Origin of the sequence: Citrobacter sp. Cu233 (genome assembly GCF_030332225.1) — a bacterium.
Classification (GTDB): Bacteria; Pseudomonadota; Gammaproteobacteria; order Enterobacterales; family Enterobacteriaceae; genus Citrobacter.
This window is the reverse complement of sequence record NZ_JAOWIF010000033.1, coordinates 417,180-443,283: the sequence shown is the minus strand read 5'-3', so window position 1 is coordinate 443,283 and position 26,104 is coordinate 417,180. Positions and strand designations below refer to the sequence as shown.

Sequence of the window (26,104 nt, the reverse complement as noted above, 5' to 3'; positions counted from 1 at the left end):
TGCTCATTTTTTAACCCAAGGGTAAACCTGATGCCAGAACTCCATCCATTGCTTTCTCCTCCTGAATCCGAAGCCCAGTTGCTGCACCAGGCACGGCAACTTTCGGGCTACACGCTGGGAGAACTGGCGACGATGGCAGGACTCGTCGCGCCAAAGGATCTGAAGCGGGACAAAGGCTGGATTGGCGTGCTGCTGGAAATTTGGCTTGGGGCCAGTGCGGGCAGTAAACCGGAGCAGGATTTTGCCGCGCTGGGAGTGGAGTTAAAGACGATCCCAGTGGATAGCCTTGGCAGACCGTTGGAAACGACTTTTGTCTGCGTGGCACCATTAACCGGCAATACCGGCGTGACCTGGGAAACCAGCCATGTTCGACACAAGCTTAAACGCGTGTTGTGGGTGCCTGTAGAAGGTGAACGCAGCATCCCTGTGGCTGAACGTCGCGTTGGCTCCCCGCTGTTGTGGAGTCCGAATGAAGAGGAAGATCGACAGTTGCGTCTGGACTGGGAAGAGTTAATGGACATGATTGTGTTAGGGCACGTCGAACGTATCACCGCCCGTCATGGTGAAGTTTTACAACTACGCCCAAAAGCCGCCAACGCCCGGGCGCTTACCGAGGCTATCGGTGCCCATGGTGAGCCGATCCTGACTCTGCCACGCGGGTTTTACCTGAAAAAGAACTTCACGCGCGCACTGCTGGAACGGCATTTTCTAATCCAGGCTCAATAACACACCCTGACCTTTCGCCCGTCGCGTTACGCGCCTATAATTACCGCTTCTTTTTTTTGGCAGGACTTTGTTCGATGTTATTTGCATGGATAACCGATCCTAACGCCTGGCTGGCGCTCGGTACGCTGACGCTGCTGGAGATCGTTCTCGGGATCGACAATATTATTTTCCTTTCTCTGGTTGTAGCAAAACTCCCAACAGCACAACGCAATCATGCCCGACGAATCGGGCTGGCAGCGGCGATGGTGATGCGTCTGGCGCTGCTGGCATCCATCGCATGGGTAACGCGGCTCACTAACCCGTTATTCGAACTGTTTGGCGAGGCAATTTCGGCGCGCGATCTGATCCTTCTGCTCGGCGGATTGTTCCTGATCTGGAAAGCGAGTAAAGAGATCCACGAATCCATTGAGGGCGAAGAGGAAGGGCTGAAAACCCGGGTCTCCTCTTTTCTCGGCGCGATTGTGCAGATCATGCTGTTGGATATTATCTTCAGTCTGGACTCAGTAATCACCGCAGTAGGCTTGTCCGATCATCTGTTTATTATGATGGCAGCCGTCGTGATTGCCGTGGGTGTAATGATGTTTGCAGCCCGCCCAATCGGTGAGTTTGTTGATCGTCACCCTTCGGTAAAAATGCTGGCACTCTCTTTCCTGATACTGGTTGGCTTCACGCTAATTCTGGAAAGCTTCGATGTCCATGTGCCGAAAGGATACATTTACTTCGCTATGTTCTTCTCTATCGCTGTAGAGACCCTGAACCTGTGGCGCAATAAAAAAAATCCGCTCTGACAGACGCTATCGCTCCCCGCATGGGGAGCGAATACTCCCCGGCACCTTCCTTCTCTCACAGATTAAGATTTTACTGCTTTCACCCTGCACAACTTCGCGTTATTACTAAACTAGTGTCAGACGCAGGTCATGTGAGGATAAGCAGATGAAAAAATGGGCAGTTTTAATTTCCGCCGTCGGGCTGGCTTTTGCCGTTTCCGGATGCAGCAGTGATTATGTGATGGCAACAAAAGATGGTCGAATGATCCTGACCGATGGTAAACCAGAAATTGACGATGATACCGGTCTGGTGAGTTATCACGATCAGCAAGGCAATGCGATGCAAATTAACCGCGACGAAGTCTCTCAAATTATTGAGCGTTGATGGTTAAGGTCAGCCACGCTGCTGGCCTTAACAATTTTGCTTCCCTTTTTCCCTTCCCTCAGCCATTTTTATAATCCTTATGTCGTGATTATAAAAAGGAAACGGCTATGCAATATCACCGTATACCCCACAGCTCGCTGGAAGTCAGTACACTGGGGCTGGGCACAATGACGTTTGGTGAACAAAACAGCGAAGCCGACGCACATGCACAGCTCGACTATGCCGTTGCACAAGGCATAAATTTAATCGACGTTGCCGAGATGTATCCGGTACCGCCTCGCCCAGAAACCCAGGGACTCACCGAAACTTACGTGGGCAACTGGCTCGCCAAACACGGCAGCCGCGAAAAACTGATCGTTGCCTCTAAAGTCAGCGGCCCGGCACGTAACAATGACAGCGGTATTCGACCGAATCAGGCGCTGGATCGTAAAAACATCCGCGAAGCACTGCACGACAGTCTGAAAAGACTGCAGACCGATTATCTCGATCTCTATCAGGTCCACTGGCCGCAGCGTCCGACAAACTGCTTTGGTAAGCTGGGATATAGCTGGACGGACTCTGCCCCGGTCGTTTCCCTGCTGGATACGCTGGATGCGCTGGCAGAGTTTCAGCGTGCAGGTAAGATTCGTTACATCGGTGTTTCCAACGAAACGGCATTTGGCGTAATGCGTTACCTGCACCTGGCAGACAAGCATGACCTGCCGCGTATCGCCACTATCCAGAACCCGTACAGCCTGCTAAACCGCAGCTTTGAAGTTGGACTGGCCGAAGTGAGCCAGTATGAAGGCGTTGAGCTACTGGCCTACTCGTGCCTTGGTTTTGGCACCTTAACCGGTAAATATCTGAACGGTGCGAAACCTGCCGGCGCGCGCAATACGCTGTTTAGCCGTTTTACGCGCTACAGCAGCGAGCAAACGCAAAAAGCGGTAGCGGCCTATGTGGATATCGCCAAACGCCATAACCTCGATCCTGCGCAGATGGCGCTGGCCTTTGTTCGTCGTCAGCCGTTTGTCGCCAGCACACTGCTGGGCGCAACGACGATGGAGCAGCTAAAAACCAACGTTGAAAGTCTGTATCTGGAGTTGAGTGAAGAAGTACTGGCGGAGATTGAAGCGGTGCATCAGGTGTATACCTATCCTGCACCGTAATTTTTAGTACCTGATGGCGCTGCGCTTATCAGGTCTACAAATTGTTCTTCCTGTAGGCCTGATAAGACGCTTGCGTCGTCATCCGGCAATGTTACCGGCGGCGCTGCCAGATCCACAGCGCCGTAATCGCCAGGGCAAACAGAGCGCCAAATCCAGCGCCAATGGCTACCGCTGGAATACCCACCAACACCGCCAGTGAGTAGATACCGAGCATCAGCAACATCGCGCTGTTTTCACCCAGGTTTTGCACCGCAATAGCGTTGCCAGCCCCCACGCTTTTTTTGCCTCGCTCCTGTAACAACGCATTCAATGGTACGACAAAAAAACCGCCCAACACGCCGATAAGCATCAGTAAGGCATAGGCCGGTAACAGCGCATGCTGGAGCGAGAAGATCAGGACTACCACGCCGATCAGTATCCCCGCAGGCATACAGCGCGACACCGTTTCCAGCGTCACCAGTTTTGCTGCCGCACCGGCCCCCACAACAATCCCGATAGCCACCATAGCGTTAAGATAGGTAGGTGTGGCGTTATCGGTAATGCCCAGCGCAACCGGCACCCACAACACCAGAAGAAAACGCAGTGTGACGCCCGCGCCCCAAAACAGGCTGGTTCCTACCAATGAGAAACGTGTTTCGCCGTTGCGCCACAGCGAAGACGCTGCGCAGAAAAAGCGCCGTGTCATTTTCCCCAGATGCCACGACTGACCGGGGCGAGCCGCGGCCAGTTTAGGAATAAACAGGTTAGCCACCACGGCGCCCGCATAGGCCAGTGCGCAAGCGGAGAGCGCAGCAATGACATGCCAGTCGGCCAGCACACCGCCTGCAACAGAACCCAGCAAAATAGCGGCAATGGTTGACGCCTCCATCAGGCCATTCGCTTTCACCAGTTTGTCGCCGGTCGTCAGCTCCCCCAGGATGCCATACTTGGCCGGAGAATAAGCTGCTGCGCCAATACCCACCAGCGTATACCCCAGAAACGGGTTCAAGCCGAAACAGATACTCGCCGCCCCCAGTAGCTTGAGGCCGTTGGCGAACATCATCACTCTGCCTTTCGCAAAGCTATCCGCGACCTGCCCGACAAAAGGAGCAAACAGAATGTAAGCACCTACAAACACCATTTGCAGGATTGGCTGGCTCCAGTCCGGGTAGAATTGCGCCTTGAGCAAAGCCAGGGTAGCAAACAACAACGCGTTATCGCCAAACGCTGACAAAAACTGCGCGGCGATAACGGACATCATCCCTTTTGACCAGATTGAAGTGCTAGTGTGTACTGACTCACGCATGTTGTTTTTCCGGTTCATCGACCCAGCTTTTCAGTGTGACAAAATCTGGCTTACCGCTGCCGAGCAGAGGGAGTTGTTTCAGGTGGCGGATATCACGCGGTACGGCAAGCTCTGGAATGCCGTGGATGCGCGCATACTGGAGTAATTTTTCACGGGTCAGCTCGCTGTCGGTAGTAAACAGCACCAGCGCTTCCCCTTTATTGGCATCGCTCTTGATAGCTGTGGCATGCATTTTGTCAGCAGATACCGCCAGCGCCAGCTGTTCAACCATTTCCAGTGACACCATCTCACCGGCGATTTTGGCAAAGCGCTTGGCACGTCCCTGAATCTGTACAAAGCCATTTTCATCAAAGCGCACAACATCACCGGTGTCGTACCAGCCGTGTTCTATCTGACCCTGCGCATTTTCTGCAGTTGGGACTTCCAGTACACCCGGCTTTTCGACACGCAGATAGCCGCTCATAATATTAGGGCCTTTCAGCTGTAAACGCCCACCATCTTCAATACCAGGAACCGCTAACAGTCGGGCATCCATACCAGGCAGAATGCGCCCTACCGTTCCCGATTTCGCCGCCATTGGTACATTAATCGACACCACAGGTGCGCACTCCGTCACCCCATAGCCTTCAAGAACGCGGAGACCGAATTTTTCCTGCCACAACTGCTTCGTGCTGTCTTGCAGCTTTTCGGCTCCGGCAACGACATAGCGCAGACGGTGGAAATCATAGGGATGAGCAAACCGCGCATAATTGCCGAGGAACGTTGAGGTACCAAACAACACGGTACAGTTCCGGTCATATACCAGCTCAGGAACGATGCGGTAATGCAGCGGACTGGGGTACAAAAACACTTCAGCACCGGTCAGCAACGGCGTGAATAGCCCCACCGTCAGGCCAAAAGAGTGGAACAGCGGCAGCGCCGACATAAAGCGATCGTCAGCAGTAAAGTCGGCAATCGTTTTAATTTGTTCGACGTTCGCCAGAATACTTTTGTGGCTGTGCACTACACCTTTCGGATGGCCTTCTGATCCCGAGGTAAAGAGGATCACCGCCGCTTCTTCAGGCTGCTGTTTCACCTGTGCCAGGTGCGGAGCCAGCAGATGTGAAAAAATCCACAGCTTATCGCCAAAGGTCACATCTGCCTTCAGGTCTTCCAGGTACACCCAGCGCACCTGGGTGAGTTGTTCCGGCAGATGCCAGAGCTTACCTTTGTCGAGAAACTGGCGGGAGGTAAAAATAGTTTTGATTTCGGAGGCGGTAATGGCGCTGGTTAATCCTTTCACGCCCGCCGTGTAGTTCATCATCGCCGGAATACGTCGACGGGCAATGGCACCAAAAATCACGGCGGCGCTGATCCCCGCGTTCGGCAGCATCAGGCCAATCTTCTCGCCTTCTACGCTGTACTTTTCCAAAATACGTGCGACAAACAGCGTTTTGGTCAGCAGCTTACGGTAGCTGTCCGGGATAAAATTAACGTCTTCAATGCAGTTTTTGCCAGCGCCAAAACGGTATTTTGCCGCCAGCAAAGATTCATATAACGTTTCACGCGGTCGCACAGCCATGCGCGCTTCCATCATAATCTGGTGCAGCATTTCACCGGCGATCTTACGACGATCGCGTGCACGCGGCGCTTCCGGCATCGGTAGCCTGGTGGGAGGCAGGATGTGCAACTGAATGCGCGGGAAGAAGCGCCGTTTAACCAGACCTTTCAGGCGGCTGAAATAGCTCAGTTCCGCACCCTCAATGCGTACAGGCACCACCGTCGCGCCCGATTTCGCAGCGACAAATCCGGCACCGTCATAGATTTTCATCAACGAACCGGTGGTCGAAATACGCCCTTCCGGGAAGATAACCACCGGACGGCCCTGCTCAACCAGACGTACCAGATGTTTAATTGACATTGGTTTGGTTGGGTCTAACGGTACGAAATCAATCAGCGGAGTGAGCCAGCGCATGTACCATTGCTGGCTGATCGAGGTGTAAACCGCAAAAACCGGGCGAATAGGTAAGAACAGCGCCAGCAGCATACCATCGATAAAAGAGACATGATTGGGAGTGATTAAGACGCGTTCTCCCCGTAGCGCACTGACATCACCCGTAAGGCGAACGCGGAAAAGCACGCGAAACAAATTACGAAAAAACCCGAATAGCATCTCAACTCCCTGTACCATCGATTATCTAAAGATGAATGGTGGCAGATTATACGAGTTGGGGGGTGGGCGCGACAGGTAAGTGGTGAGTAAACTCCGAAAAAAAACCTGCGCATCCGCGCAGGTCGGTGCAAGAGACAGGTACGAAGTGCGTACCGAATAATCTCACCAATCAATACCTCTGGGATCTTGATTGTGGTCGTCACCGCGCCGTTCCGCCAGTTGGAAAACGCAAAGGAATGAACCCAAGTGCAACGAGTTGTGTAAATTATCGGTTACTGTTACAGATACGCTGAACGCAAAAAAAAACCTGCGCATCTGCGCAGGCTGGTGTAAATCATGTGATCAACCCGAAAGTTGATTTCACCTATCAATACCTCTGGGATCTCAACTCTATCAATCCGCTCTCTCCCCTCACCAGCAAACAATCGCAACAGCACATCGCAAAGTGTAAGCAAAGGTTTTCATTTTCACTTTTCTGTCTTACTTCGCTCGTGTCCGCTCACATTTGCGACCTCCTGACGGGCAATCTGCTTGAACAGACAGCCGTTTTCCGTAACACTGGCGGGATGTAAGCGTTTACCCACAACAGGTACTATCATGGCGACCATAAAGGATGTAGCCCGACTAGCTGGTGTATCAGTCGCCACCGTTTCTCGAGTGATCAATGACTCCCCCAAAGCCAGCGAAGCATCGCGTCTGGCCGTAACGAGTGCAATGGAATCACTCAGCTACCACCCCAATGCCAACGCGCGTGCGCTGGCACAACAATCTACTGAAACCGTCGGTCTGGTCGTAGGTGATGTGTCCGATCCATTCTTTGGGGCAATGGTTAAAGCTGTCGAGCAGGTGGCCTATAACACCGGTAATTTTTTACTGATTGGCAACGGCTACCACAACGAGCAAAAGGAACGTCAGGCGATTGAGCAGCTTATTCGCCACCGCTGCGCGGCCCTCGTGGTCCACGCTAAAATTATCCCGGATGCTGAGCTGGCATCATTGATGAAACAAATCCCCGGTATGGTACTGATTAACCGAATCTTACCGGGATTCGAACAACGCTGCGTTGCGCTGGACGATCGTTACGGTGCCTGGCTGGCAACCCGTCATCTTATTCAGCAGGGCCATACGCGCATCGGTTATCTGTGTTCCAACCACAGCATTTCAGATGCGGAAGACCGTTTACAAGGCTATTACGACGCGCTGGCGGAAAGCAATATTCCGGTCAACGATCGACTGGTCACGTTTGGCGAGCCCGATGAAAGCGGCGGCGAGCAGGCAATGACTGAGCTGCTTGGCCGCGGCAAAAACTTCACGGCTATCGCCTGTTATAACGACTCAATGGCGGCGGGCGCGATGGGTGTGTTAAATGATAATAGCATTGATGTACCGGGCGAAATCTCGCTAATTGGTTTCGATGATGTACTGGTTTCACGCTACGTGCGTCCACGGCTGACGACGGTACGCTACCCGATCGTGACGATGGCAACCCAGGCCGCCGAGCTGGCGCTGGCGCTGGCCGAAAAACGCCCGATCCCGGATATCACTCACGTCTTTAACCCAACGCTGGTACGTCGGCATTCCGTTTCGGCGCTGACAGAGCCGGGAAAATCTTCGTCAAACGATTAATCAGGATTACGTCATGACAACGATGTTAGACGTTTCACGACATGCTGGCGTATCGAAAGCGACCGTTTCACGCGTACTTAATGGTACGGGGCAGGTTAAAGAAAGCACGCGCCAGAAAGTCTTCAAAGCCATGCAGGCATTAGATTATCGGCCTAATTTTTTAGCGCGCTCACTGGCAAACCGCACCAGCAACAGCATTGGTTTAGTGGTGTCTACATTTGATGGATTCTACTTTGGTCGTTTGCTGCAACAGGCATCGCGCCAGACGGAGTCTCACGGCAAACAGCTGATTGTCACCGACGGCCATGACACACCAGAGCGTGAGCAGGAAGCCGTTCAAATGTTGGCCGACCGACAGTGCGACGCCATTATTCTCTACACCCGCTACATGAGCGAAAAAGCGATTATGTCGCTGATGACCCGCATTGATATGCCATTACTGGTCATTAACCGCGACGTCAGCCAGGCCCGCGACCGCGCGATTTTCTTTGAACAGGAAGACGCGGCGTTTCAGGCAGTCGATTACCTCATCTCGCAAGGACATCGTGATATTGCCTGCATCACTGTACCCGGCCATACGCCAACCGGTAAATCTCGGTTGATGGGATATCGTAAGGCGCTGGAAAAAAACGGTATTCCCTGGGAACCCACCAGGGTCAAATACGGCGATTCAACGATGACCAGGGGCTATGAAGCCTGTCGTGAACTGTTGGATGAAGGGGTGATATTCAGTGCGCTGTTCGCCTGTAACGATGACATGGCGTTAGGTGCATCAAAAGCATTACATCAGGCTGGACTCAAGGTCCCCGAGGACGTTTCGTTGTTTGGTTTTGATGATGCGCCCAGCGCGAAATGGCTGGAGCCAGGACTCTCTACTGTCTATCTGCCGATTGATACCATGATAACCACGGCAATCGATCAGGCTATTCGTCTGGCTAATGACGAAAATGTAGACCCCATTCCACCGTTTACGGGCACGCTGGTGTTGCGGGAATCGGTGACGACAGGGCCGTATTATAAGTAATTCGTAATCAGATGCCGGATGGCGGCGCAAGCGTCTTATCCGGCCTACTGACTCCACAGGCCCAATACGTGCAGCGCCATCAGGCCTGCAATCAGATAAGCTCCAGCGCTAACAGCTCTTCAATGGTCTGACGACGACGAATCAGTCGCGCCACGCCGTTATCAAACAGCACTTCCGGTAGCAGCGGGCGACTATTGTAGTTCGATGACATCGACGCGCCATACGCACCGGTATCATGCAATACCAGATAATCTCCCGGCACTACCGCAGGTAATAGACGGGTTTCGACTTTGCCACCTTCCCGTTGGGTAAAAACATCGCCCGATTCGCAGAGCGGACCGGCAACCACCGTCTCAATCTGCGCCGCATTTTCCAGCGAGCGGCCATCCCCGGCCAGTGCAGAGATATGGTGATAGCTGCCGTACATTGCTGGCCGCATCAGATCGTTAAAGCCAGCGTCGATCAACGCGAAGTGACGACTGCCCATCTCTTTCACACTGCGCACTTGCGCCACCAGTACACCCGCTTCCGCTACCAGAAAGCGTCCTGGCTCGATCTCAAGCTTCACCGGATGCCCCAAATGTTTGGCTATTTGATCGCGTGCCGCGCTCCACAAACCAAAGTAGTGATCGGTGTTGATCGCCTCTTCTCCTTCGCGATACGGGATCGACAAACCTCCGCCCGCAGATATAGCGTCCAGATCCTGACCTAATTCAACAACCTGACGCACCATCGCGCCACACACTTGCTCCAGATGGCCGTAGTCCACACCGGAACCTATATGCATGTGAATGCCCACCAGTTTCAGCTGATAACGCTGAATAACCTCCAGCGCCGCCGGAAGTGAGGTGTACCAGATACCGTGCTTGCTGTTCTCGCCGCCGGTATTGGTTTTCTGACTGTGCCCGTGACCAAAACCTGGGTTGACGCGCAGCCATACACGATGCCCTGGCGAAACCTGACCCAGCTGTTCCAGCATATCAACCGACCCGGCATTTACTGGAATACGTAGCTCATGCACCCGGGCCAGTGTCGCCTGGTCAATCATATCGGCGGTAAAGACGATCTCATCATTCCCCGGCTCGAAACCTGCCACCAGCGCACGTTCAATCTCACCAAGCGAGACTGAATCCACCTTCACGCCCTGCTCACGCATCAGACGCAAAATATGAATATTCGAGCAGGCCTTTTGGGCAAAACGCACCACATCAAACTGACTCAGTTTGGCTATCTGCGCGCGGATAATCTGCGCATCGTAAACCCATACCGGACAGCCGAATTCGGCGGGCAGACGCAGCAGGTTCTCCGCGGTCAGGTCAGTATCAGTGCTGTTGAGTGGACGTGGCATGGTGTGCTCCGGTATTGGCTTTTTTATGATTACGCCACAGCACGAAGAGAATAAAAAATATCGTTTTATCGCGAATCTATGCAAAAATGATATGGGATGTTTATTTGAGGATCGCCAATGCCCGCCGTTAACTTACGCCACATTGAAATTTTTCACGCCATTATGACAGCAGGCAATCTGACGGAAGCCGCACGGATGCTGCATACGTCGCAGCCTACCGTCAGTCGCGAACTGGCAAGATTTGAAAAAGTTCTGGGGTTAACACTGTTCGAACGTACGCGAGGCCGGCTGCATCCTACAGTGCAAGGTCTACGCCTGTTTGAAGAGGTACAGCGATCCTGGTATGGCCTGGACCGGATCGTCAGCGCCGCCGAAAGCCTGCGTGAATTTCGTCAGGGTGAGTTGTCGATTGTCTGCCTGCCAGTGTTCTCACAGTCCTTTTTACCCCCGTTGCTGCAACCCTTCCTCACCCGCTACCCACAGGTTAACATTCAGATTGTGCCGCAGGAGTCACCGTTGCTGGAGGAGTGGCTATCAGCACAACGTCACGATCTCGGGTTAACAGAGACCCTGCATACCCCCGCCGGGACTAAACGCACTGAATTACTGTCGCTGGATGAAGTTTGCGTACTGCCGCAGGAACATCCGCTAACCGGGAAAGCCGTATTAACACCGCAAGATTTTCAGGGGGAAAACTATATCAGCCTGTCGCGCACCGACAGCTATCGCCAGTTGCTGGATACCCTGTTTAATGATCATCAGGTCAAGCGCCGAATGGTAATAGAAACGCACAGTGCCGCATCAATTTGTGCGATGGTACGTGCCGGCGTGGGGATCTCAGTAGTGAACCCGCTGACCGCCCTGGATTACGCAGGCAGCGGGATTGCAATCCGCCGTTTTAGTGTTTCGGTGCCTTTTACCGTCAGCCTCATTCATCCATTGCATCGCCCGGCATCCGCGCTGGTTGATGCTTTTACGGCACATCTACAGGCCCATCTCCACCGGCTTACCGATCCGCTGAATGCTATTTTGCAGTCTCAGGTGAAAGCATAAACGTCACGGCATCCTGCGCATGGATCGCCGCGGTATCGAACACCGGCAACGGGCTCATTTCAGTGGGAACCAGCAGGCCAATTTCGGTGCAGCCGAAGATCACCCCTTGTGCCCCCTGACGAGCCAGTCGCTCAATCACGTTCAGGTAATACTCGCGGGAAGTTTCGCTAAATTCACCAAGACACAGTTCCTCGAAAATAATCTGGTTTATTTTCTGTCGGTCGTTAGCGTCAGGGATTAGCGTGCTAATGCCAAATTTGGTCTGTAAACGCCCACGATAGAAATCCTGTTCCATGGTGTAACGCGTGCCCAACAGCGCGACGTTACTCATCTTCTGCTGTTGTATGGCCCGCCCTGTTGCATCAGCAATGTGCAAAAACGGGACATCGCAGGCCGTTTCAATGGCCTCGGCCACTTTATGCATGGTGTTGGTACACAGCACAATCCCCTCAGCACCTGCTTGCTGTAACCCCACCGCAGCCTGCGCCAGGATCTCCCCTGCCCGCAGCCAGTCACCGTTCGACTGACAAGCTTCAATCTCATGGAAATCGACGCTGTGCAGCAGAATTTTCGCAGAATGCAGACCGCCCAGACTCTGCTTAACCCCTTCATTAATCAGACGATAATAGGGAATAGTGGATTCCCAGCTCATTCCGCCTAACAGACCGATCGTTTTCATCATTTGTCCTTATTCGTGGTTGTCCTCCCAGTGAATCAAAGATGTGATCAACTTTCCACATCTGTCGGCGCACATTTCCTTTTTTTATTTTCTGATATAAATTTAATGAAATAATGTTTCATTATATTACGAGAATACCGAATGTTTATTTTTCATAAAGAAACCACGCTTGAAGATCTGGGTAACGGCGTTACCCGGCGTATTCTGGCTCATGATGGCAAAATGATGGCCGTGGAAGTTAATTTCGAGCAGGGCGCAGTAGGCCCGATGCACAACCACCCGCATGAACAACTCACGTACGTTTTATCGGGTGAGTTTGAATTTACGATTGGGGAAGAAAAACATATCGTCAGTGCAGGAGACACCCTGTACAAGCAACCCAATATCATGCACGGCTGCGTCTGTTTAAAGCCAGGGACATTACTTGATACCTTCACCCCGGTGCGCGAAGACTTCCTGCAGGCGTAATCTCTCTATTCTCAAACCTTGTTATACAAAAACGCCGGGTATCGCTTACGCTTACCCGGCCTGCACGAGACGTCATCCGACACTGCGTCTCAATATTTACACCCCAATATCTCTTAACTTCTCGCCAGCCATCAGTTTACGTTCGATATGCTCAAGCGTAACGTTTTTGGTTTCAGGAATAAGCCAGAATGTAATACCAATAAATACGACGTTCAGTGCGGTATAAAGCCAGAACGTACCCGCAGCGCCAATACTGTCGAGCAATGTCAGGAAGGTTGCGCCGATAATCATGTTCGACACCCAGTTAGTGGTGGTGGAACAGGTGATGCCAAAATCGCGACATTTCAGCGGCTGAATCTCAGAACACAGGATCCACACCACCGGTGCGGCGCTCATTGCATAACCGGCGATACACATCATGGTCATGCCAACTGACAGCCAGGAAAGTCCACTGGATGCAGTGCCGTTATCAAACTGCATCAGGCAATAGCCGAGGACCAGGGTCCCAATGGCCATCACGCTGAAACCAATCTTCAGTGCCGGTTTGCGTCCGGCTTTATCTACTGTAAAAACAGCAATAAAAGTCGCGAACATAAAGGTTAAGCCAACGACTAACGTCGCAATCATCTGCTGTTCAGTCGTGGTAAAACCGGCCATTTTAAAAATACGTGGAGCGTAGTACATAATGATGTTCATCCCGGTGAACTGCTGCATTGCCTGCAACAACATTCCGAGGAAAACCGCGCGCCGTACGTTACGGTTAATTTTAAACAGCGCCCAACCGCCCTGCTTCAGCTTCAGACTTTCACGAATTTCGTTCAGCTCATCACGGGCCTTTTCTGACGTATCACGCAACATGCGTAATACTTCTTCTGCTTCAATATGGCGGCCTTTCTCTGCCAGCCAGCGCGGGCTGTTAGGCAGGAAAACGACCAGAACAATCAGCAACACCGCCGGGAGCGCCAATACACCCAGCATAGCGCGCCAGTTACCGCTGTAGCTAAACGCGGTATCGGATAAAAAGGCCAGCACAATGCCCAACGTTACCATCAGTTGATACATACTGATCATCTTGCCACGCACATTCTCACTGGCCATTTCGGACAAATAGAGTGGCGCAGTGTAGGAGGCGATACCTACGGCAACGCCCAGTACCACGCGGGCAAAAATGAGCATTTCCACGCTGGAAGCAAATGCTGATCCCAGAGAACCGACGACAAACAGGATCGCCCCGGCCATCAGGCTGTATTTGCGCCCCAGTCGGAATGACAACCAGCCGTTAAACAGCGCACCAATTGCCGCCCCCAGCATCATACTGCTCACCACCCACTCCTGCAGACGGCTGGTCAATACAAAGTGATCGGTGATAAAAGGTAACGCACCGGCAATTACGCCGATATCGAGGCCAAATAACAACCCTGCGACAGCCGCAGAAATAGAGACAAACAAATTCATACGTCGCGTATCGCGCTGCGTACGCGGTGTTAAAGCAGCTTCATGATTAATTGAGACCATTTTTTCCTGCCAGATACAGAGTAAGCCATGTCGATGAAAGTAAGGGATCCCTTGCAGGAAGCGTCAGGCGGGAAACGGCAAAAACATGGATGAAATTGCTGCACCACATCGTTATGTGATGGATATTCCAATTTTAAAATTTACCGCTAATTACTCAATTAAATTTAATGCACTGATATTAAAGAGTATTAATTATTATTAATCCATACATATAAAATTATGTATGGATTAATTTATGAACAGAATATGGATTAAAATAATTTAAAACCAAAAAAAACCCTGCCATGGGCAGGGTTTGTTGATGCTGGACGGTAAATTAACGCGCCAGCCAACCACCGTCGACCGCAACGGTATAACCGTTAATGTAGTCAGATGCGCTGGACGCCAGGAACACAACAGGCCCCATCAGATCGCCTGGCAGCCCCCAACGGCCCGCCGGAATACGATCGAGAATTTCGGCGCTACGCTGCTCATCAGCACGCAGCTGCTGCGTGTTATTAGTTGCCATGTAACCCGGCGCGATCGCATTCACGTTGATGTTATGTTTCGCCCACTCGTTGGCCATCAGACGCGTCACGCCCATTACGCCGCTTTTTGACGCGGTGTAAGACGGAACACGGATGCCGCCCTGGAAGGAGAGCATAGAGGCAATATTAATAATTTTACCGCCGTTACCCTGGGCAATGAAGTGCTTCGCCGCCGCCTGAGACATGAAGAACACGCTCTTAATGTTCAGGTTCATCACGTCGTCCCAGTCTTTTTCGCTGAAGTCGATAGCATCTTCACGACGGATAAGACCGGCGTTGTTCACCAGAATGTCGATATGACCGAATTCTGCAACCGCACGCTCCAGCAGTGCCGGGATGCCGTCAATCTGACGCAGGTCGGCGGTCAGGCTTAAAAAACGGCGGCCCAGTGCGGTAACACGTTCGATGGTTTCAGTCGGCTCAACAATGTTGATACCCACGATATCACAACCTGCTTCCGCCAGACCCAGCGCCATCCCCTGACCCAAACCGGTGTCACACCCCGTCACAACGGCGACTTTACCTTCAAGAGAGAATGCATTCAAAATCATTGTAAATCCTTATTTTTTATAATGCCCGTCACAGACAGGCTGAGTAGCCGCCCGCGACTAGCGCAGATCTTTGACTGCAACGTGGTCCATATCATCAAAGACCTGATTTTCGCCAACCATACCCCAAATGAAGGTATAGGCTTTCGTACCAACGCCAGAGTGGATAGACCAGCTAGGGGAAATTACCGCCTGCTCATTGTGCATCACGATATGACGCGTTTCCTGAGGCTGCCCCATCATGTGGAAGACACAGGTGTCTTCTTCCATATTGAAGTAGAAATAGACTTCCATACGGCGTTCATGGGTATGGCACGGCATGGTGTTCCACAAGTTGCCTGGTGCCAGTTCGGTCAGGCCCATGCTCAGTTGGCAGGTTTCCAGTACATCCGGCACAAAATACTTGTTGATGGTACGGCGGTTACTCGTGAGATCATCACCCAACGTCACTGGCGCAACGTCGGCAGGGGTCACTTTTTTGGTTGGATAAGTCATGTGTGCCGGCGCGCAGTTATAATAGAACTTAGCTGGTTTTGCCGGGTCAATGCTTGCAAAAACAACTTCTTTTGCCCCTTTACCAACATACAGCGCATCGCGATGACCAATTTCATAGCACTGCCCATCAACAGTAATAGTGCCCGGTCCACCGATGTTGATCACGCCTAGCTCACGACGCTCCAGGAAGTAGGTTACGCCCAGTTGCTTACCCACTTCGCCACCCACAGAGACGGTTTTGGCCACTGGCATAATACCGCCAACAATGATGCGGTCGATGTGGCTGTAGACCATGGTGTATTCGTCAGCAACAAACACGTCTTCTACCAAAAACTCATTACGCAGCGCCTGGGTATCCAGGGTTTTGGCATGCGCACTATGGATGCTTTGTCTTACGTCCACATTTACCTCCAGTGATAAATTGACCGTGAATTCTTGAGCGATAGCAAAACGCCGTTCCGTTTTACCTAATGCGTTCATGATATCCCTCCCGGAACGGGTTTTCAATTATAACTAAAACGATGTTTCACTTTTTCCGCATCTTATTATCAAAAGTGTAATTGCGATCACGCTAGCCTGGATAATCTGGCAAATTCGCATCAAAGAAAATAAATAAAATTCAAATAAAACAGATTGTTATAAAAAACCAGTAGCGCGTAGCTGATAAAAGGTAAACGTAGCGCTGTGAAAAAACAGTCCTGCTGAAGAGGAATTCACACACCTTTTCTTACAAAGTGCGTTGTCAATCACACGAAATGAAACGACGTTTTGATAAGTTAGCATCGTTTTAGAGTGGATGTTTCTGTAACTGGCCTTGCCCTCCTTGTGGAGGGCTTTTTTACATGAACAGGGACTGCGCGGTTGTGGTGTATCTGATGGGGGATTTTAAAGAGTTAATCACGTTCGATGGCAAGTGCGACGCCCTGGCCACCACCGATGCACAGCGTTGCCAGGCCTTTGTGCGCCCGACGTTTAACCATTTCGTGAACCAGCGAAACCAGAATACGACAGCCGGACGCCCCAATTGGGTGGCCGAGCGCAATGGCTCCACCGTTCACATTCACCCGCCGTTCGTCCCATTCCAGCATTTTCCCAACGGATAACGCCTGCGCGGCGAAGGCTTCGTTAGCTTCGATAAGATCAACATCCGCCAGCTGCCAGCCAACGCGTTCAAGGCAGCGACGCGTCGCGTAAACCGGCGCAATGCCCATTAGTGCGGGGTCAACGCCGACGCTGGCAAAAGCGCGAATACGGGCCAGCACGGGTAAATTCAGCGCCTGCGCCTTGGCTTCACTCATCATCATCACGGCGGCGGCGCCATCGTTGATCGATGATGCATTACCCGCCGTTACGGAACCAAACCTGTCAAAGGTAGGATCCAGACGCGCCAGCCCTTCGGCGCTGGCATCGGTACGCGGCTGCTCATCGGTATCCACCACGAACGATTGCCCGTTACGCTGCGTCACCACCGGCACGATCTCATCTTTAAAGCGCCCGGCATCGATTGCCATCCGTGCTTTATGCTGCGAGTGAAGCGCGTAGGCATCCTGTAATTCACGGCTGATACCGTATTCCCGCGCCAGGTTTTCTGCGGTGACGCCCATATGGTAATCGTTGAAGGCATCCCACAACCCGTCATGCACCAGACTGTCCACCAGCTGGCTATTTCCCAGTTGCGCCCCGGTACGGCTGTCAGTCAGGACATGCGGCGCGCGGCTCATATTCTCTTGCCCGCCTGCTATCACGATATCAGCTTCACCACACTGGATAGCCTGCGTCGCCAGATGCAGCGCTTTCAGGCCCGAGCCACACACATCATTAATGGTAATAGCGGAAACGGTATTGGGTAATCCGCCATTGATAGCAGACTGGCGCGCCGGGTTCTGTCCGGCCCCCGCAGTGAGGACCTGACCAAGGATCACTTCATCAACCGCGTGAACATCCACGCCAGTGCGTTCCAGTAATGCCCTGACCACCATACTGCCGAGTTCAACGGCAGAGTGGCGCGCCAGCGTTCCCTGGAAGCAGCCAATCGGTGTCCTCAACGCCCCCACTATCACAACCTCTTTCATCACCACCTCAGCGCAAAATAACAGCGTCATAGTAGATGATTGTTAAGAATAGTTATCTGAGTTGTTTAAAAAATGGTGATTTTTATCACAAAGGAAATGGGTATCATTTATCTGCCATCGTGATGCCACCCTGCTGTAAATGATCGCGTAGCCAGCTTCCCGCCACCCCTGGCGGTGATTTCTTATTCCACAGCAGGTCGATCGAGATAGCCTTTGGCCAGCCGGGGACCTTCAGTTGCACCAGCGGTTTTTCCGCGGCAAATTCTTCCACCAGCGCGCAAGGCAGCGCACACCAGCCAAATCCCTGCACCGCCATACTCAGCAATAGTAAATAGTTGGGAGCAGACCATACGGGACCGCGCGCCACGTTGGTGCCGCTTTCCAGATAAGTATTCAGACGCAGTTCACGCCAGGTGTGCAGTTGCTCCCACTGCATTTTTTCCTGCGCCGCCAGCGGATGCGAAGCCGCAACGTACAATCCCATCCAGGTTTGCATCGGCAGGCGCGTTACCCCCATGTCCGTGGGGTAATCCTCTCGTGCTTCAATCAAACCAACCTGCGCGCGCCCCTTTTGCAGCAGATCGATCACATCCTCATCTTCGCCTATCAGACATTCAAATTCGGTATGTGGGAACAATCGGTCAAACTGCACCATCAATTCTTCCAGCACATCCGGGTGTAGGGTGTCTGAAAGCACAAAGGTCAGACGCGCTTCCGTTTCACCCGACAGCGAAATCGCCGCTTCGTCCAGCCGATCGCTCGCCGACAGAATCGCCTGCACATAACCGAGCACCCGCTTACCTTGTTCAGTGAGCGTTGGCTGACGTGAAGTGCGGTCAAACAGTGCAAAACCGAGATCGGCTTCCAGGTTGGCTATCGCCGTACTGATGGTGGACTGACTTTTGCGTAACCGCCGCGCCGCCGCAGAAAAAGAGCCGCAGGACACGGTCTCAACAAATGCCATTAATGCCTCAGGAGAGTAGCGCATAAAGTATCTACTTTATCGATGGATTCTATCTTTTAGATATCACATAAAACGATAAAATTGCCACCATTCCGTTATCCGGGCATCAAAGAAGGTTTTACGTTATGCAACACGATACAATCCAGCGCCGCTCGTTAGTGGAGCGCATTTTTCATGCTGTCTGTTTTGAGGGCATTGCGACTGCTATTCTCGCACCAACCACCGCATGGTTGATGCAGCGCTCGGTACTGGAAATGGGCGGGCTGACCATTCTGCTGGCAACGACAGCAATGATCTGGAATATCATTTATAACGCCCTGTTTGACCGCTTTTGGCCGTCGCATCAGGTCAAACGTACGGCTAAAGTCCGCGCATTTCACGCCTTAGGTTTCGAGAGTGGTTTTATCGTCATCGGGGTAAGCATCGTGGCGTATGTACTGAACGTTAGCTTGCTTCAGGCATTCACGCTGGAAATAGGTTTCTTCCTGTTCTTCCTGCCATACACCATGTTCTATAACTGGGCTTATGACACATTGCGCGAGCGCGTAATGAAGCGTCGTCAGCAGCGCGTTACTGCCTGATAATTCAAAGAATAGTCGGAATTTTCTCAATTCCGGCTATTCATCCATTCACCAGCCCACTTGTTCACACCTCCCCCAGCCCCTCTCATTTGTGGTAAATTGCGCTTCTTTTTGTTTATTTTATAGTTGATACGTTCAAATAATGTCGAAATTTTGGTCAAAAGAAGAGACTCTCTGGAGCTTCGCACTATATGGGACTGCCGTCGGCGCAGGAACCCTTTTCCTCCCCATCCAGCTGGGTTCTGCGGGTGCAGTCGTACTTTTTATCACTGCACTCGTCGCCTGGCCTTTAACCTACTGGCCGCACAAGGCGCTGTGCCAGTTTATCCTGTCATCAAAAACTTCTGCAGGTGAAGGAATCACCGGTGCAGTCACTCACTACTATGGCAAGAAGATAGGCAGCCTGATCACGACGCTTTATTTTATTGCCTTCTTTGTGGTGGTGCTGATCTACGCTGTGGCGATCACCAATTCACTCACCGAACAGCTGGCAAAACATATCACGATTGATCTACGCATTCGCATGCTGGTAAGCCTCGGCGTGGTGCTGGTACTGAATTTAATTTTCCTGATGGGTCGCCAGGCCACCATCCGGGTGATGGGCTTTCTGGTGTTCCCGCTGATCGCGTACTTTTTGTTCTTGTCGCTCTACCTGACCGGAAGCTGGCAGCCGACGCTACTCACCGGCCAGATGTCTTTCGATCAGCACACGCTGCATCAGGTATGGATCTCTATCCCCGTGATGGTTTTCGCTTTTAGCCATACGCCCATTATCTCCACGTTTGCCATCGACAGACGCGAGAAATACGGCGAGCAGGCCATGGGTAAATGCAAAAAAATCATGAAGGTCGCCTACGTTATCATCTGCCTGAGCGTACTGTTTTTCGTCTTTAGCTGTCTGCTTTCTATTCCGGCGAACTACATTGAAGATGCCAAACATGAGGGCGTAACCATCCTTTCGGCGCTGTCGATGATGCCCAACGCACCGGCGTGGTTGTCGATTTCCGGGATTATCGTTGCCGTGGTGGCGATGTCAAAATCGTTCCTCGGCACCTACTTTGGCGTAATTGAAGGGGCGACAGAAGTCGTAAAAACGTCGCTGCATCAGGTCGGCGTGAAGAAAAGCCGGGCCTTTAACCGCGCCCTGTCCATCATGTTGGTCTCGGCTATCACGTTTATCATTTGCTGCATTAACCCTAATGCAATTTCAATGATTTACGCGATCAGTGGTCCGCTCATCGCCATGATTCTTTTCATCATGCCGACGCTGTCTACTTATTTGCTTCCTGCGCTGAAGCCGTACCGTTCAGTGGGTAATGTGATCACCCTGATTGTCGGTCTGTTGTGCGTATCCGTGATGTTTTTTGGCTAAATGACGTTATCAAGGGCTCATTCATCAGTGCGTGGATGAGCCGCACTCTGCCTTACTTGATGTAAGAGTCCAATACCTTCAGGACAACGTCCAAATCCTCTTCACGCTTTATTTCATCCCCCTGATGCACAATATGCTCGGTCAGATGGCCTTTAATCACCTCACGCATTAATCCGTTTACCGCACCGCGGATCGCCGCAATTTGCTGCAACACAGCTGCGCATTCATGCGGTTCATCAAGCATGGTTTTCAACGCTACTACCTGGCCCTGAATCTTACTGGCACGGGCTTTGAGCTTTTGTTTGTCGCGGATCGTATGTGACATAGCATTACCTTAATTAACGTAAATCCGTAGCGACAATACCATCGACATTCTACTGGGGGGTAGTATTTGATACTGGGGGGGAGTAGAATCAGGCGAAATTAAACAACTAAGAATCATTCTCATGGGTGAATTTTCTACGCTTCTTCAGCAAGGCAACGCCTGGTTCTTCATTCCCAGTGCAATTTTATTGGGCGTGTTACACGGCCTGGAACCGGGACATTCAAAGACAATGATGGCGGCGTTTATTATCGCCATAAAGGGGACTATCAAGCAGGCGGTGATGCTGGGGCTGGCGGCGACCCTGTCGCATACGGCCATAGTATGGTTGATTGCACTCGGCGGAATGTATATCAGCAAAGCGTTCACAGCCCAGGCCGTCGAACCCTGGCTACAGTTTGTCTCTGCGATCATTATTTTGGGCACTGCATTCTGGATGTTCTGGCGGACATGGCAAGGCGAGCAGAACTGGCTGACCCAGACACATCACGACCATCATCATGATCACGACCATGACCACGACCACGACCACGACCACGATCACCACCATCATCACGACCACGACCACGACCATGATCATAACCATGCCGCGCTGGCAGGGCTGAGCGAAGGTTCGAAAGAGTATCAGGACGCGCATGAACGCGCACATGCCAACGATATCCAGCGCCGTTTTCAGGGTAAAGAGGTGACCAATGGGCAAATTTTACTGTTTGGCCTGACCGGCGGACTGATCCCGTGCCCGGCCGCCATTACGGTATTGCTGATCTGCATCCAGCTTAAAGCCTTCACGCTGGGCGCCACCATGGTGCTGTGTTTCAGCCTCGGGCTGGCACTGACGCTGGTAACGGTGGGCGTGGGTGCAGCAATCAGCGTGCAGCAGGCGGCCAAACGCTGGAGCGGATTTAACACACTGGCGCGCAAAGCCCCCTATTTTTCCAGCGTACTCATCGGCATGGTCGGCGTATATATGGGGATTCACGGCTATATGGGGATCGTAGGGTAAAGACAGTGCGCAGCGACGTTTGTCGCTGCGCGTGTAACAAGACTAGCTTGCGACGCTTCCCCACACTAATTGCCCTTTGTGGAAGGTCGCAGTGCGAGGGGAAATCCTCGCGACCGCTTCCGCAGAGCAGGACGCATCCACCAGCACAAAACTTGCATCATCCTGTGCTTTCGGCCACACACGTTCGCCTTTATCGTTCAGCGGCAGTACATTGCCTGTGGCGAGGAACAACGCCCGCGACAGGTTGAGTTCGTTCGGGCGAATATACAGCTGAGCATACAGATTGGCTTTCTCCAGCATGTCCCCCAGCCCATACGGCGACCAGTGGTCAATCACGCTGTCGGTGCCGGTAATCACCTCCACGCCTTTGTCACGCAGCTGTTTCAGTGGCATGTGCAAGGTGCCGATCGGTACCGTCGAGGCAATGGTAATCTGCTGCGCCGCCATACGGGTTGCCAACGCATCAACCTGCTGTTCGTTCAGCGTTGCCAATGCGAAAGCATGGCTGATGGTCAGTTTGCCTTTCAGCTGTGGCGTTTTCTCCACCGTCTCCACCATGTAATTTACCGCCGCAACACCTGCCGGGCTGGTCTCATGCAGATGGATATCCACGCCTTTGTTGTAATCCAGCGCAATCTGGAACATGGTGTCGAGGGATTTCTCCATCGCCCCATCGACGCTGGTCGGATCCAGCCCCCCCACATAATGTGCGCCAGCCTGCATTGCTTCACGCATCAACGGCTCGGATTTCGATAACAACAATCCATGCTGGGGAAACGCCACGATTTCACAGGCAAACCCCGGTTGACGACGCGCCAGTACCGCCTGCAGATTCTCCAGATTTTTCAACCCGGAAACTGGCTCAATATTGCAGTGGCTGCGGGCAATCGAGGTCCCTTTTGATTGCAGCAGGTCGATAAGCTTTTCCGCACGCTCTTGCGTATACGGCTGCAGTTCAGGCAGCAGCTTTTGCTCCAGGCGGATCATATCCTGAATGGTGGTACCCGCCGGACGATTCAGTGAACGCCACGGGCCGCCATAAAACGTTTTATCCAGATGGATGTGCATGTCGCGCATGGCAGGCAGCATCAGCTTTCCGCCCGCATCGTAGTGCGGCAGCGTCGCATCCGGATGCTGCTTATTCTCGTGCAGCGCAACAATCTTCCCGTCCTGAATTTCGACGGTTTGCAGTGCAGTACGGGTATGTACCACCACGGCATTTTCGTAATCAAATCCCGCTTCCAGCAGAACGTTATCGAGGTAGTAGTGTTTATCGTTAATCGTCATCGTGCTTTTCGCGCTACGGGTTGTCCCGACAGGATTAGCAGCATACGCGACTGGCGCCACTGCGCCAAACAGCGCAGCAGCAGTGACCATTTTTCCGCTCTGACTTAAAAATTCGCGGCGGCTGTTACTTTCCTTCATTCGCATCTCCTCTCAGGAATGGACAATGTGGGTACCCGTTTCACCGCGCAGTGCGGCAGGCAGGCATTCCGGCGTGGTGATGATCACCCGCTTACCGCCACGTGCCAGGAACGTCAGGCTGGCGATAATTTTGGGTAACATACTGCCTGGCGGGAAGTGCCCTTCCTGCATGTAGCGGGCCATTGTCGCCATATCCACTGTATCCAGCGCCTGCTGGTTGGGCTTACCGAAGTGAATACACACTTTCTCTACGCCAGTGGTGATCACCAGGATGTCAGCGCGGATCTCCTGCGCCAGCAGCGCAGTAGAGAGATCTTTATCAATCACCGCGTCCACGCTCTGGTAATCTCCCTGATCGCTACGCACCACCGGGATCCCGCCGCCGCCTGCACCAATCACCACAAAACCTTGCTGAGTCAGCGTTTTGATGGCCTCTGCTTCAACAATACGTTTTGGCTCAGGGGAGGCAACAACCCGCCGGTAGCCGCGCCCGGAATCCTCAACAAACCGCCAGCCAGGATTAACCCGCAGCAGCTCGTCACGCTGAGCGTCACTGAAGAATGCGCCGATAGGCTTGGTTGGATTCGCAAACCCTGGATCGTTCTTATCGACTTCTACCTGCGTAACCACCGTCACTGCTTTCTGCTCACCGCGTCGCGCCAGACGGTTATTCAGCGCCTGTTGGATCAGGTAGCCAATACCGCCCTGAGTATCAGCGACACAGTTTGCCAGCGGAGTGAGCGGCAAACCTTCGCGTTCGTGCGCGATTTCAGCACGCCGTAGATCCAGCCCCACCTGCGGCCCGTTACCGTGTGTCAGCACAATGTTGTAGTCCGATGCCAACATCTCCAGCACCGTGTCCGCCACCGCTTTTACCGCTTCAGCCTGGTGCTCAATAGACTGGCTGGCGTTATCTTTGATAATGCTGTTGCCGCCAATGGCAACGACCACAAGTTCTTTCATAGTGTTTTCTTCCGCTTGCAGGCGATTCAGGTCGTTTTCGTCGGTTCCTGCTCAGGCGCAGTAGCCGCTTCACGACTGTCGAGAATATGTTTGACGACAAACATGCCGCTCATCATCAGGTAGGCCACAACAAACATCATCGAGCTGCCTTCTGCAAAACCCACTGCCGGGGAGTGAATCACCCCAAACAGCGACAGCAGTGCACCGAAGGCGGCGGCAATCGCCCCACGTAACGGCTTGTTCATGATGGCGAAGATAGCGACACAGCCCCACAGCATACTGGCCAGCGGCGCACCGCTTCCCAGATGCACCAGCCCGTCGTAGTACACGCCTTTACTGTGCAGCAGATCACTGCCCAGTTTCCCCGCAGAGGTTCCGGCGGCCCCCATCACGCTGTTAACGATGGTCAACGCCCAGTTGGCAATCCACGGGAACAGACAGATGAAGATGACGGGAACCTCGACTTTGGGTGTTTCTCGCACCACCTGGTTGGCAGTCACCACGCCGATAAATACCAGAATCGGCACTATCGCGGTCATCGGAATAATGGCGAGCATAAACGCGCCCAGCCCAAACAGCGGTACCAGAAACATGGTGATACCAGATGCCAGGGTATAACCGATGCTGGCGCCCATGGCTTTCCAGCCCGCATGCCCGACATACACGGTGACCGGGAACGGGTTGCCCAACATGCAGCCAAGCATGGAGGCAAAACCGTTCGCCATCATAACCTTACGCGTGTTGTACTCATCACCCGCGGCGTGCGCACTTTCAATGTTCTCAAGGTCAAAAATATAGTTCGCCAGACCCAGCGGAACCGCAGAAGCCAGGTACGGCAGCGCATGCGGTAATCCTTGCAGGAAGCTGTCGACATGGATTTCTGGCGGGTTAAAGCCAAAAGAGGACATCGATGCTTTGATCGCTTCCGGGCTTTGCAAACCGGAAATCCATGCCAGGGCTGTACCGGCAATCAGCAACAGCAAACCGGTCGGAATGCGGGCAAAAATCGGTTTCTTACCGAACCAGTTGATGAAAATCAGCAACAGGACGATGAAAGAAACGGTCGGCGCTTCAAACGCCTGCAGCATCGGGTTCATCGCCAGCAGCAGCAGACCCAGACCGGATAAACAGGAGAGCAGTACCGTGCGCGGGATCATCTTGCGGATGGTCTCGCCCAGGAAGGAGCCGCCCACCAGGATCAACGCTTCGACAAAACACCACACCAGCGCTATCTGGATGGCGAAGTTAGCATCTTTGGTTTGCTGATAAACCGGCATCAGCACCAGGAACGTCACGGTAAAGATTGACGGTGCGCTGGGACCGGACGGCAACGCCGTCACATCATTACGGCCGGTGTGTTTTGCCATCTGCAAACCAAACCAGGCGTAGCAGATACTGGCCACCAGCACCGCCAGACCAAAGGCAGGCGCAATGCGGCCGTAAACTATTTCAGTCGGGATGCCGACAACAAAAATGAGCAGCCCCATCATTGTCAGCAGGTTAGTCAGGTTGTTGGTCATCAGCCCAAAGTAAGCCGCCCAGTCACCCCGTTTCCATTCTAGTTTTATGCTGTTCATGGAATATCCTTTACAGGTTAAGCATCGTTTGCGATCGCGGAGATCGTCCAGCCCTGCAGGTAAGCAACGTTTTTCGCTT

The 26,104-nt window shown here is 52.7% G+C and carries 24 protein-coding genes; 11 read left to right on the top strand and 13 right to left on the bottom strand.

The window, feature by feature from the left end:
* The first annotated feature begins 30 nt into the window (after window positions 1–30).
* From mutH to OGX95_RS12220, 4 genes are all read left to right on the top strand, one after another.
* Window positions 31–726, top strand: coding sequence for a DNA mismatch repair endonuclease MutH (gene mutH, locus OGX95_RS12235; RefSeq protein WP_286629596.1), 696 nt, complete (start codon window positions 31–33; stop codon window positions 724–726).
* A gap of 74 nt (window positions 727–800) precedes the next feature.
* A complete protein-coding gene (locus tag OGX95_RS12230) occupies window positions 801–1,514 on the top strand; it encodes a TerC family protein (RefSeq protein WP_040232169.1) in 714 nt (237 codons plus the stop codon).
* Window positions 1,515–1,659: 145 nt separating this feature from the next.
* Window positions 1,660–1,878, top strand: a complete 219-nt coding sequence (gene ygdR, locus OGX95_RS12225; RefSeq protein WP_005123410.1) for a lipoprotein YgdR — start codon at window positions 1,660–1,662, stop codon at window positions 1,876–1,878.
* A 107-nt stretch (window positions 1,879–1,985) separates the two neighbouring features.
* Window positions 1,986–3,026, top strand: a complete 1,041-nt coding sequence (locus tag OGX95_RS12220; protein WP_137382692.1) for an NADP(H)-dependent aldo-keto reductase — start codon at window positions 1,986–1,988, stop codon at window positions 3,024–3,026.
* A gap of 91 nt (window positions 3,027–3,117) precedes the next feature.
* On the opposite strand, the gene lplT is transcribed toward OGX95_RS12220, so the two are convergent.
* Both lplT and aas read right to left on the bottom strand, forming a co-directional pair.
* Window positions 3,118–4,311, bottom strand: coding sequence for a lysophospholipid transporter LplT (gene lplT / locus OGX95_RS12215; protein WP_286629595.1), 1,194 nt, complete (start codon window positions 4,309–4,311; stop codon window positions 3,118–3,120).
* Window positions 4,304–6,463: a bifunctional acyl-ACP--phospholipid O-acyltransferase/long-chain-fatty-acid--ACP ligase gene (gene aas / locus OGX95_RS12210; RefSeq protein WP_286629594.1), complete on the bottom strand. Its 2,160-nt coding sequence runs from the start codon at window positions 6,461–6,463 to the stop codon at window positions 4,304–4,306. The genes lplT and aas overlap by 8 nt, the downstream gene beginning before the upstream one ends.
* Window positions 6,464–7,060: 597 nt before the next feature.
* Between aas and galR the strand changes: the two genes are divergently transcribed.
* Together galR and OGX95_RS12200 are read left to right on the top strand one after the other, a co-directional pair.
* Window positions 7,061–8,089, top strand: coding sequence for an HTH-type transcriptional regulator GalR (galR, locus tag OGX95_RS12205; protein ID WP_286629593.1), 1,029 nt, complete (start codon window positions 7,061–7,063; stop codon window positions 8,087–8,089).
* Window positions 8,090–8,111: 22 nt separating this feature from the next.
* Entirely contained in the window at window positions 8,112–9,113 is a 1,002-nt protein-coding gene (locus OGX95_RS12200) for a LacI family DNA-binding transcriptional regulator (RefSeq protein ID WP_286629733.1), read from the top strand.
* Between the two features lie 91 nt (window positions 9,114–9,204).
* Here the strand turns inward: OGX95_RS12200 and lysA are convergent, their stop codons facing one another.
* Window positions 9,205–10,461, bottom strand: coding sequence for a diaminopimelate decarboxylase (gene lysA / locus OGX95_RS12195; protein WP_286629592.1), 1,257 nt, complete (start codon window positions 10,459–10,461; stop codon window positions 9,205–9,207).
* A 117-nt stretch (window positions 10,462–10,578) separates the two neighbouring features.
* Between lysA and OGX95_RS12190 the strand changes: the two genes are divergently transcribed.
* A complete protein-coding gene (locus tag OGX95_RS12190) occupies window positions 10,579–11,514 on the top strand; it encodes a LysR family transcriptional regulator (RefSeq protein ID WP_286629591.1) in 936 nt (311 codons plus the stop codon).
* Here OGX95_RS12190 and OGX95_RS12185 read toward each other — a convergent pair.
* On the bottom strand, window positions 11,486–12,193 hold the full coding sequence (locus OGX95_RS12185) for an aspartate/glutamate racemase (protein WP_286629732.1): 708 nt from the start codon (window positions 12,191–12,193) through the stop codon (window positions 11,486–11,488). The two genes, OGX95_RS12190 and OGX95_RS12185, sit on opposite strands and share 29 nt — an antisense overlap.
* A gap of 141 nt (window positions 12,194–12,334) precedes the next feature.
* Between OGX95_RS12185 and OGX95_RS12180 the strand changes: the two genes are divergently transcribed.
* Window positions 12,335–12,661, top strand: coding sequence for a cupin domain-containing protein (locus OGX95_RS12180; RefSeq protein ID WP_286629590.1), 327 nt, complete (start codon window positions 12,335–12,337; stop codon window positions 12,659–12,661).
* A gap of 96 nt (window positions 12,662–12,757) precedes the next feature.
* Here the strand turns inward: OGX95_RS12180 and araE are convergent, their stop codons facing one another.
* From araE to OGX95_RS12155, 5 genes are all read right to left on the bottom strand, one after another.
* Complete coding sequence (gene araE, locus OGX95_RS12175) at window positions 12,758–14,176, bottom strand: arabinose-proton symporter AraE (protein ID WP_286629589.1); 1,419 nt, start codon at window positions 14,174–14,176, stop codon at window positions 12,758–12,760.
* Window positions 14,177–14,492: 316 nt separating this feature from the next.
* Complete coding sequence (gene kduD, locus OGX95_RS12170) at window positions 14,493–15,254, bottom strand: 2-dehydro-3-deoxy-D-gluconate 5-dehydrogenase KduD (RefSeq protein ID WP_286629588.1); 762 nt, start codon at window positions 15,252–15,254, stop codon at window positions 14,493–14,495.
* 57 nt (window positions 15,255–15,311) lie between these two features.
* Window positions 15,312–16,148: a 5-dehydro-4-deoxy-D-glucuronate isomerase gene (gene kduI / locus OGX95_RS12165; RefSeq protein WP_286629731.1), complete on the bottom strand. Its 837-nt coding sequence runs from the start codon at window positions 16,146–16,148 to the stop codon at window positions 15,312–15,314.
* Between the two features lie 491 nt (window positions 16,149–16,639).
* Complete coding sequence (locus OGX95_RS12160; RefSeq protein WP_286629730.1) at window positions 16,640–17,818, bottom strand: acetyl-CoA C-acetyltransferase; 1,179 nt, start codon at window positions 17,816–17,818, stop codon at window positions 16,640–16,642.
* A gap of 103 nt (window positions 17,819–17,921) precedes the next feature.
* Entirely contained in the window at window positions 17,922–18,806 is an 885-nt protein-coding gene (locus tag OGX95_RS12155; RefSeq protein WP_286629587.1) for a LysR family transcriptional regulator, read from the bottom strand.
* 101 nt (window positions 18,807–18,907) lie between these two features.
* On the opposite strand from OGX95_RS12155, the gene OGX95_RS12150 reads away from it, so the two are divergent.
* Both OGX95_RS12150 and OGX95_RS12145 read left to right on the top strand, forming a co-directional pair.
* The gene (locus OGX95_RS12150; protein WP_286629586.1) at window positions 18,908–19,363 is read left to right on the top strand and encodes a multidrug/biocide efflux PACE transporter; all 456 of its coding nucleotides are present in this window, start codon (window positions 18,908–18,910) and stop codon (window positions 19,361–19,363) included.
* Window positions 19,364–19,505: 142 nt separating this feature from the next.
* On the top strand, window positions 19,506–20,735 hold the full coding sequence (locus tag OGX95_RS12145) for an amino acid permease (protein WP_286629585.1): 1,230 nt from the start codon (window positions 19,506–19,508) through the stop codon (window positions 20,733–20,735).
* A 52-nt stretch (window positions 20,736–20,787) separates the two neighbouring features.
* Here the strand turns inward: OGX95_RS12145 and rcnR are convergent, their stop codons facing one another.
* On the bottom strand, window positions 20,788–21,060 hold the full coding sequence (rcnR, locus tag OGX95_RS12140) for a Ni(II)/Co(II)-binding transcriptional repressor RcnR (RefSeq protein WP_005123385.1): 273 nt from the start codon (window positions 21,058–21,060) through the stop codon (window positions 20,788–20,790).
* A gap of 121 nt (window positions 21,061–21,181) precedes the next feature.
* Here rcnR and OGX95_RS12135 point away from each other — a divergent pair, with 121 nt between their 5' ends.
* A complete protein-coding gene (locus OGX95_RS12135; protein ID WP_286629584.1) occupies window positions 21,182–22,060 on the top strand; it encodes a nickel/cobalt efflux protein RcnA in 879 nt (292 codons plus the stop codon).
* 42 nt (window positions 22,061–22,102) lie between these two features.
* On the opposite strand, the gene OGX95_RS12130 is transcribed toward OGX95_RS12135, so the two are convergent.
* Genes OGX95_RS12130 through OGX95_RS12120 form a run of 3 tightly spaced genes read right to left on the bottom strand, consistent with a single transcriptional unit; the run spans window position 22,103 to window position 26,025 of the window.
* Window positions 22,103–23,485 (bottom strand): amidohydrolase family protein, encoded by a 1,383-nt coding sequence (locus OGX95_RS12130; RefSeq protein WP_286629583.1) that lies wholly within the window; start codon window positions 23,483–23,485, stop codon window positions 22,103–22,105.
* 12 nt (window positions 23,486–23,497) lie between these two features.
* On the bottom strand, window positions 23,498–24,448 hold the full coding sequence (locus OGX95_RS12125; protein ID WP_286629582.1) for a carbamate kinase family protein: 951 nt from the start codon (window positions 24,446–24,448) through the stop codon (window positions 23,498–23,500).
* A gap of 26 nt (window positions 24,449–24,474) precedes the next feature.
* On the bottom strand, window positions 24,475–26,025 hold the full coding sequence (locus tag OGX95_RS12120; RefSeq protein WP_137382677.1) for a xanthine permease: 1,551 nt from the start codon (window positions 26,023–26,025) through the stop codon (window positions 24,475–24,477).
* Window positions 26,026–26,104: the final 79 nt, after the last annotated feature.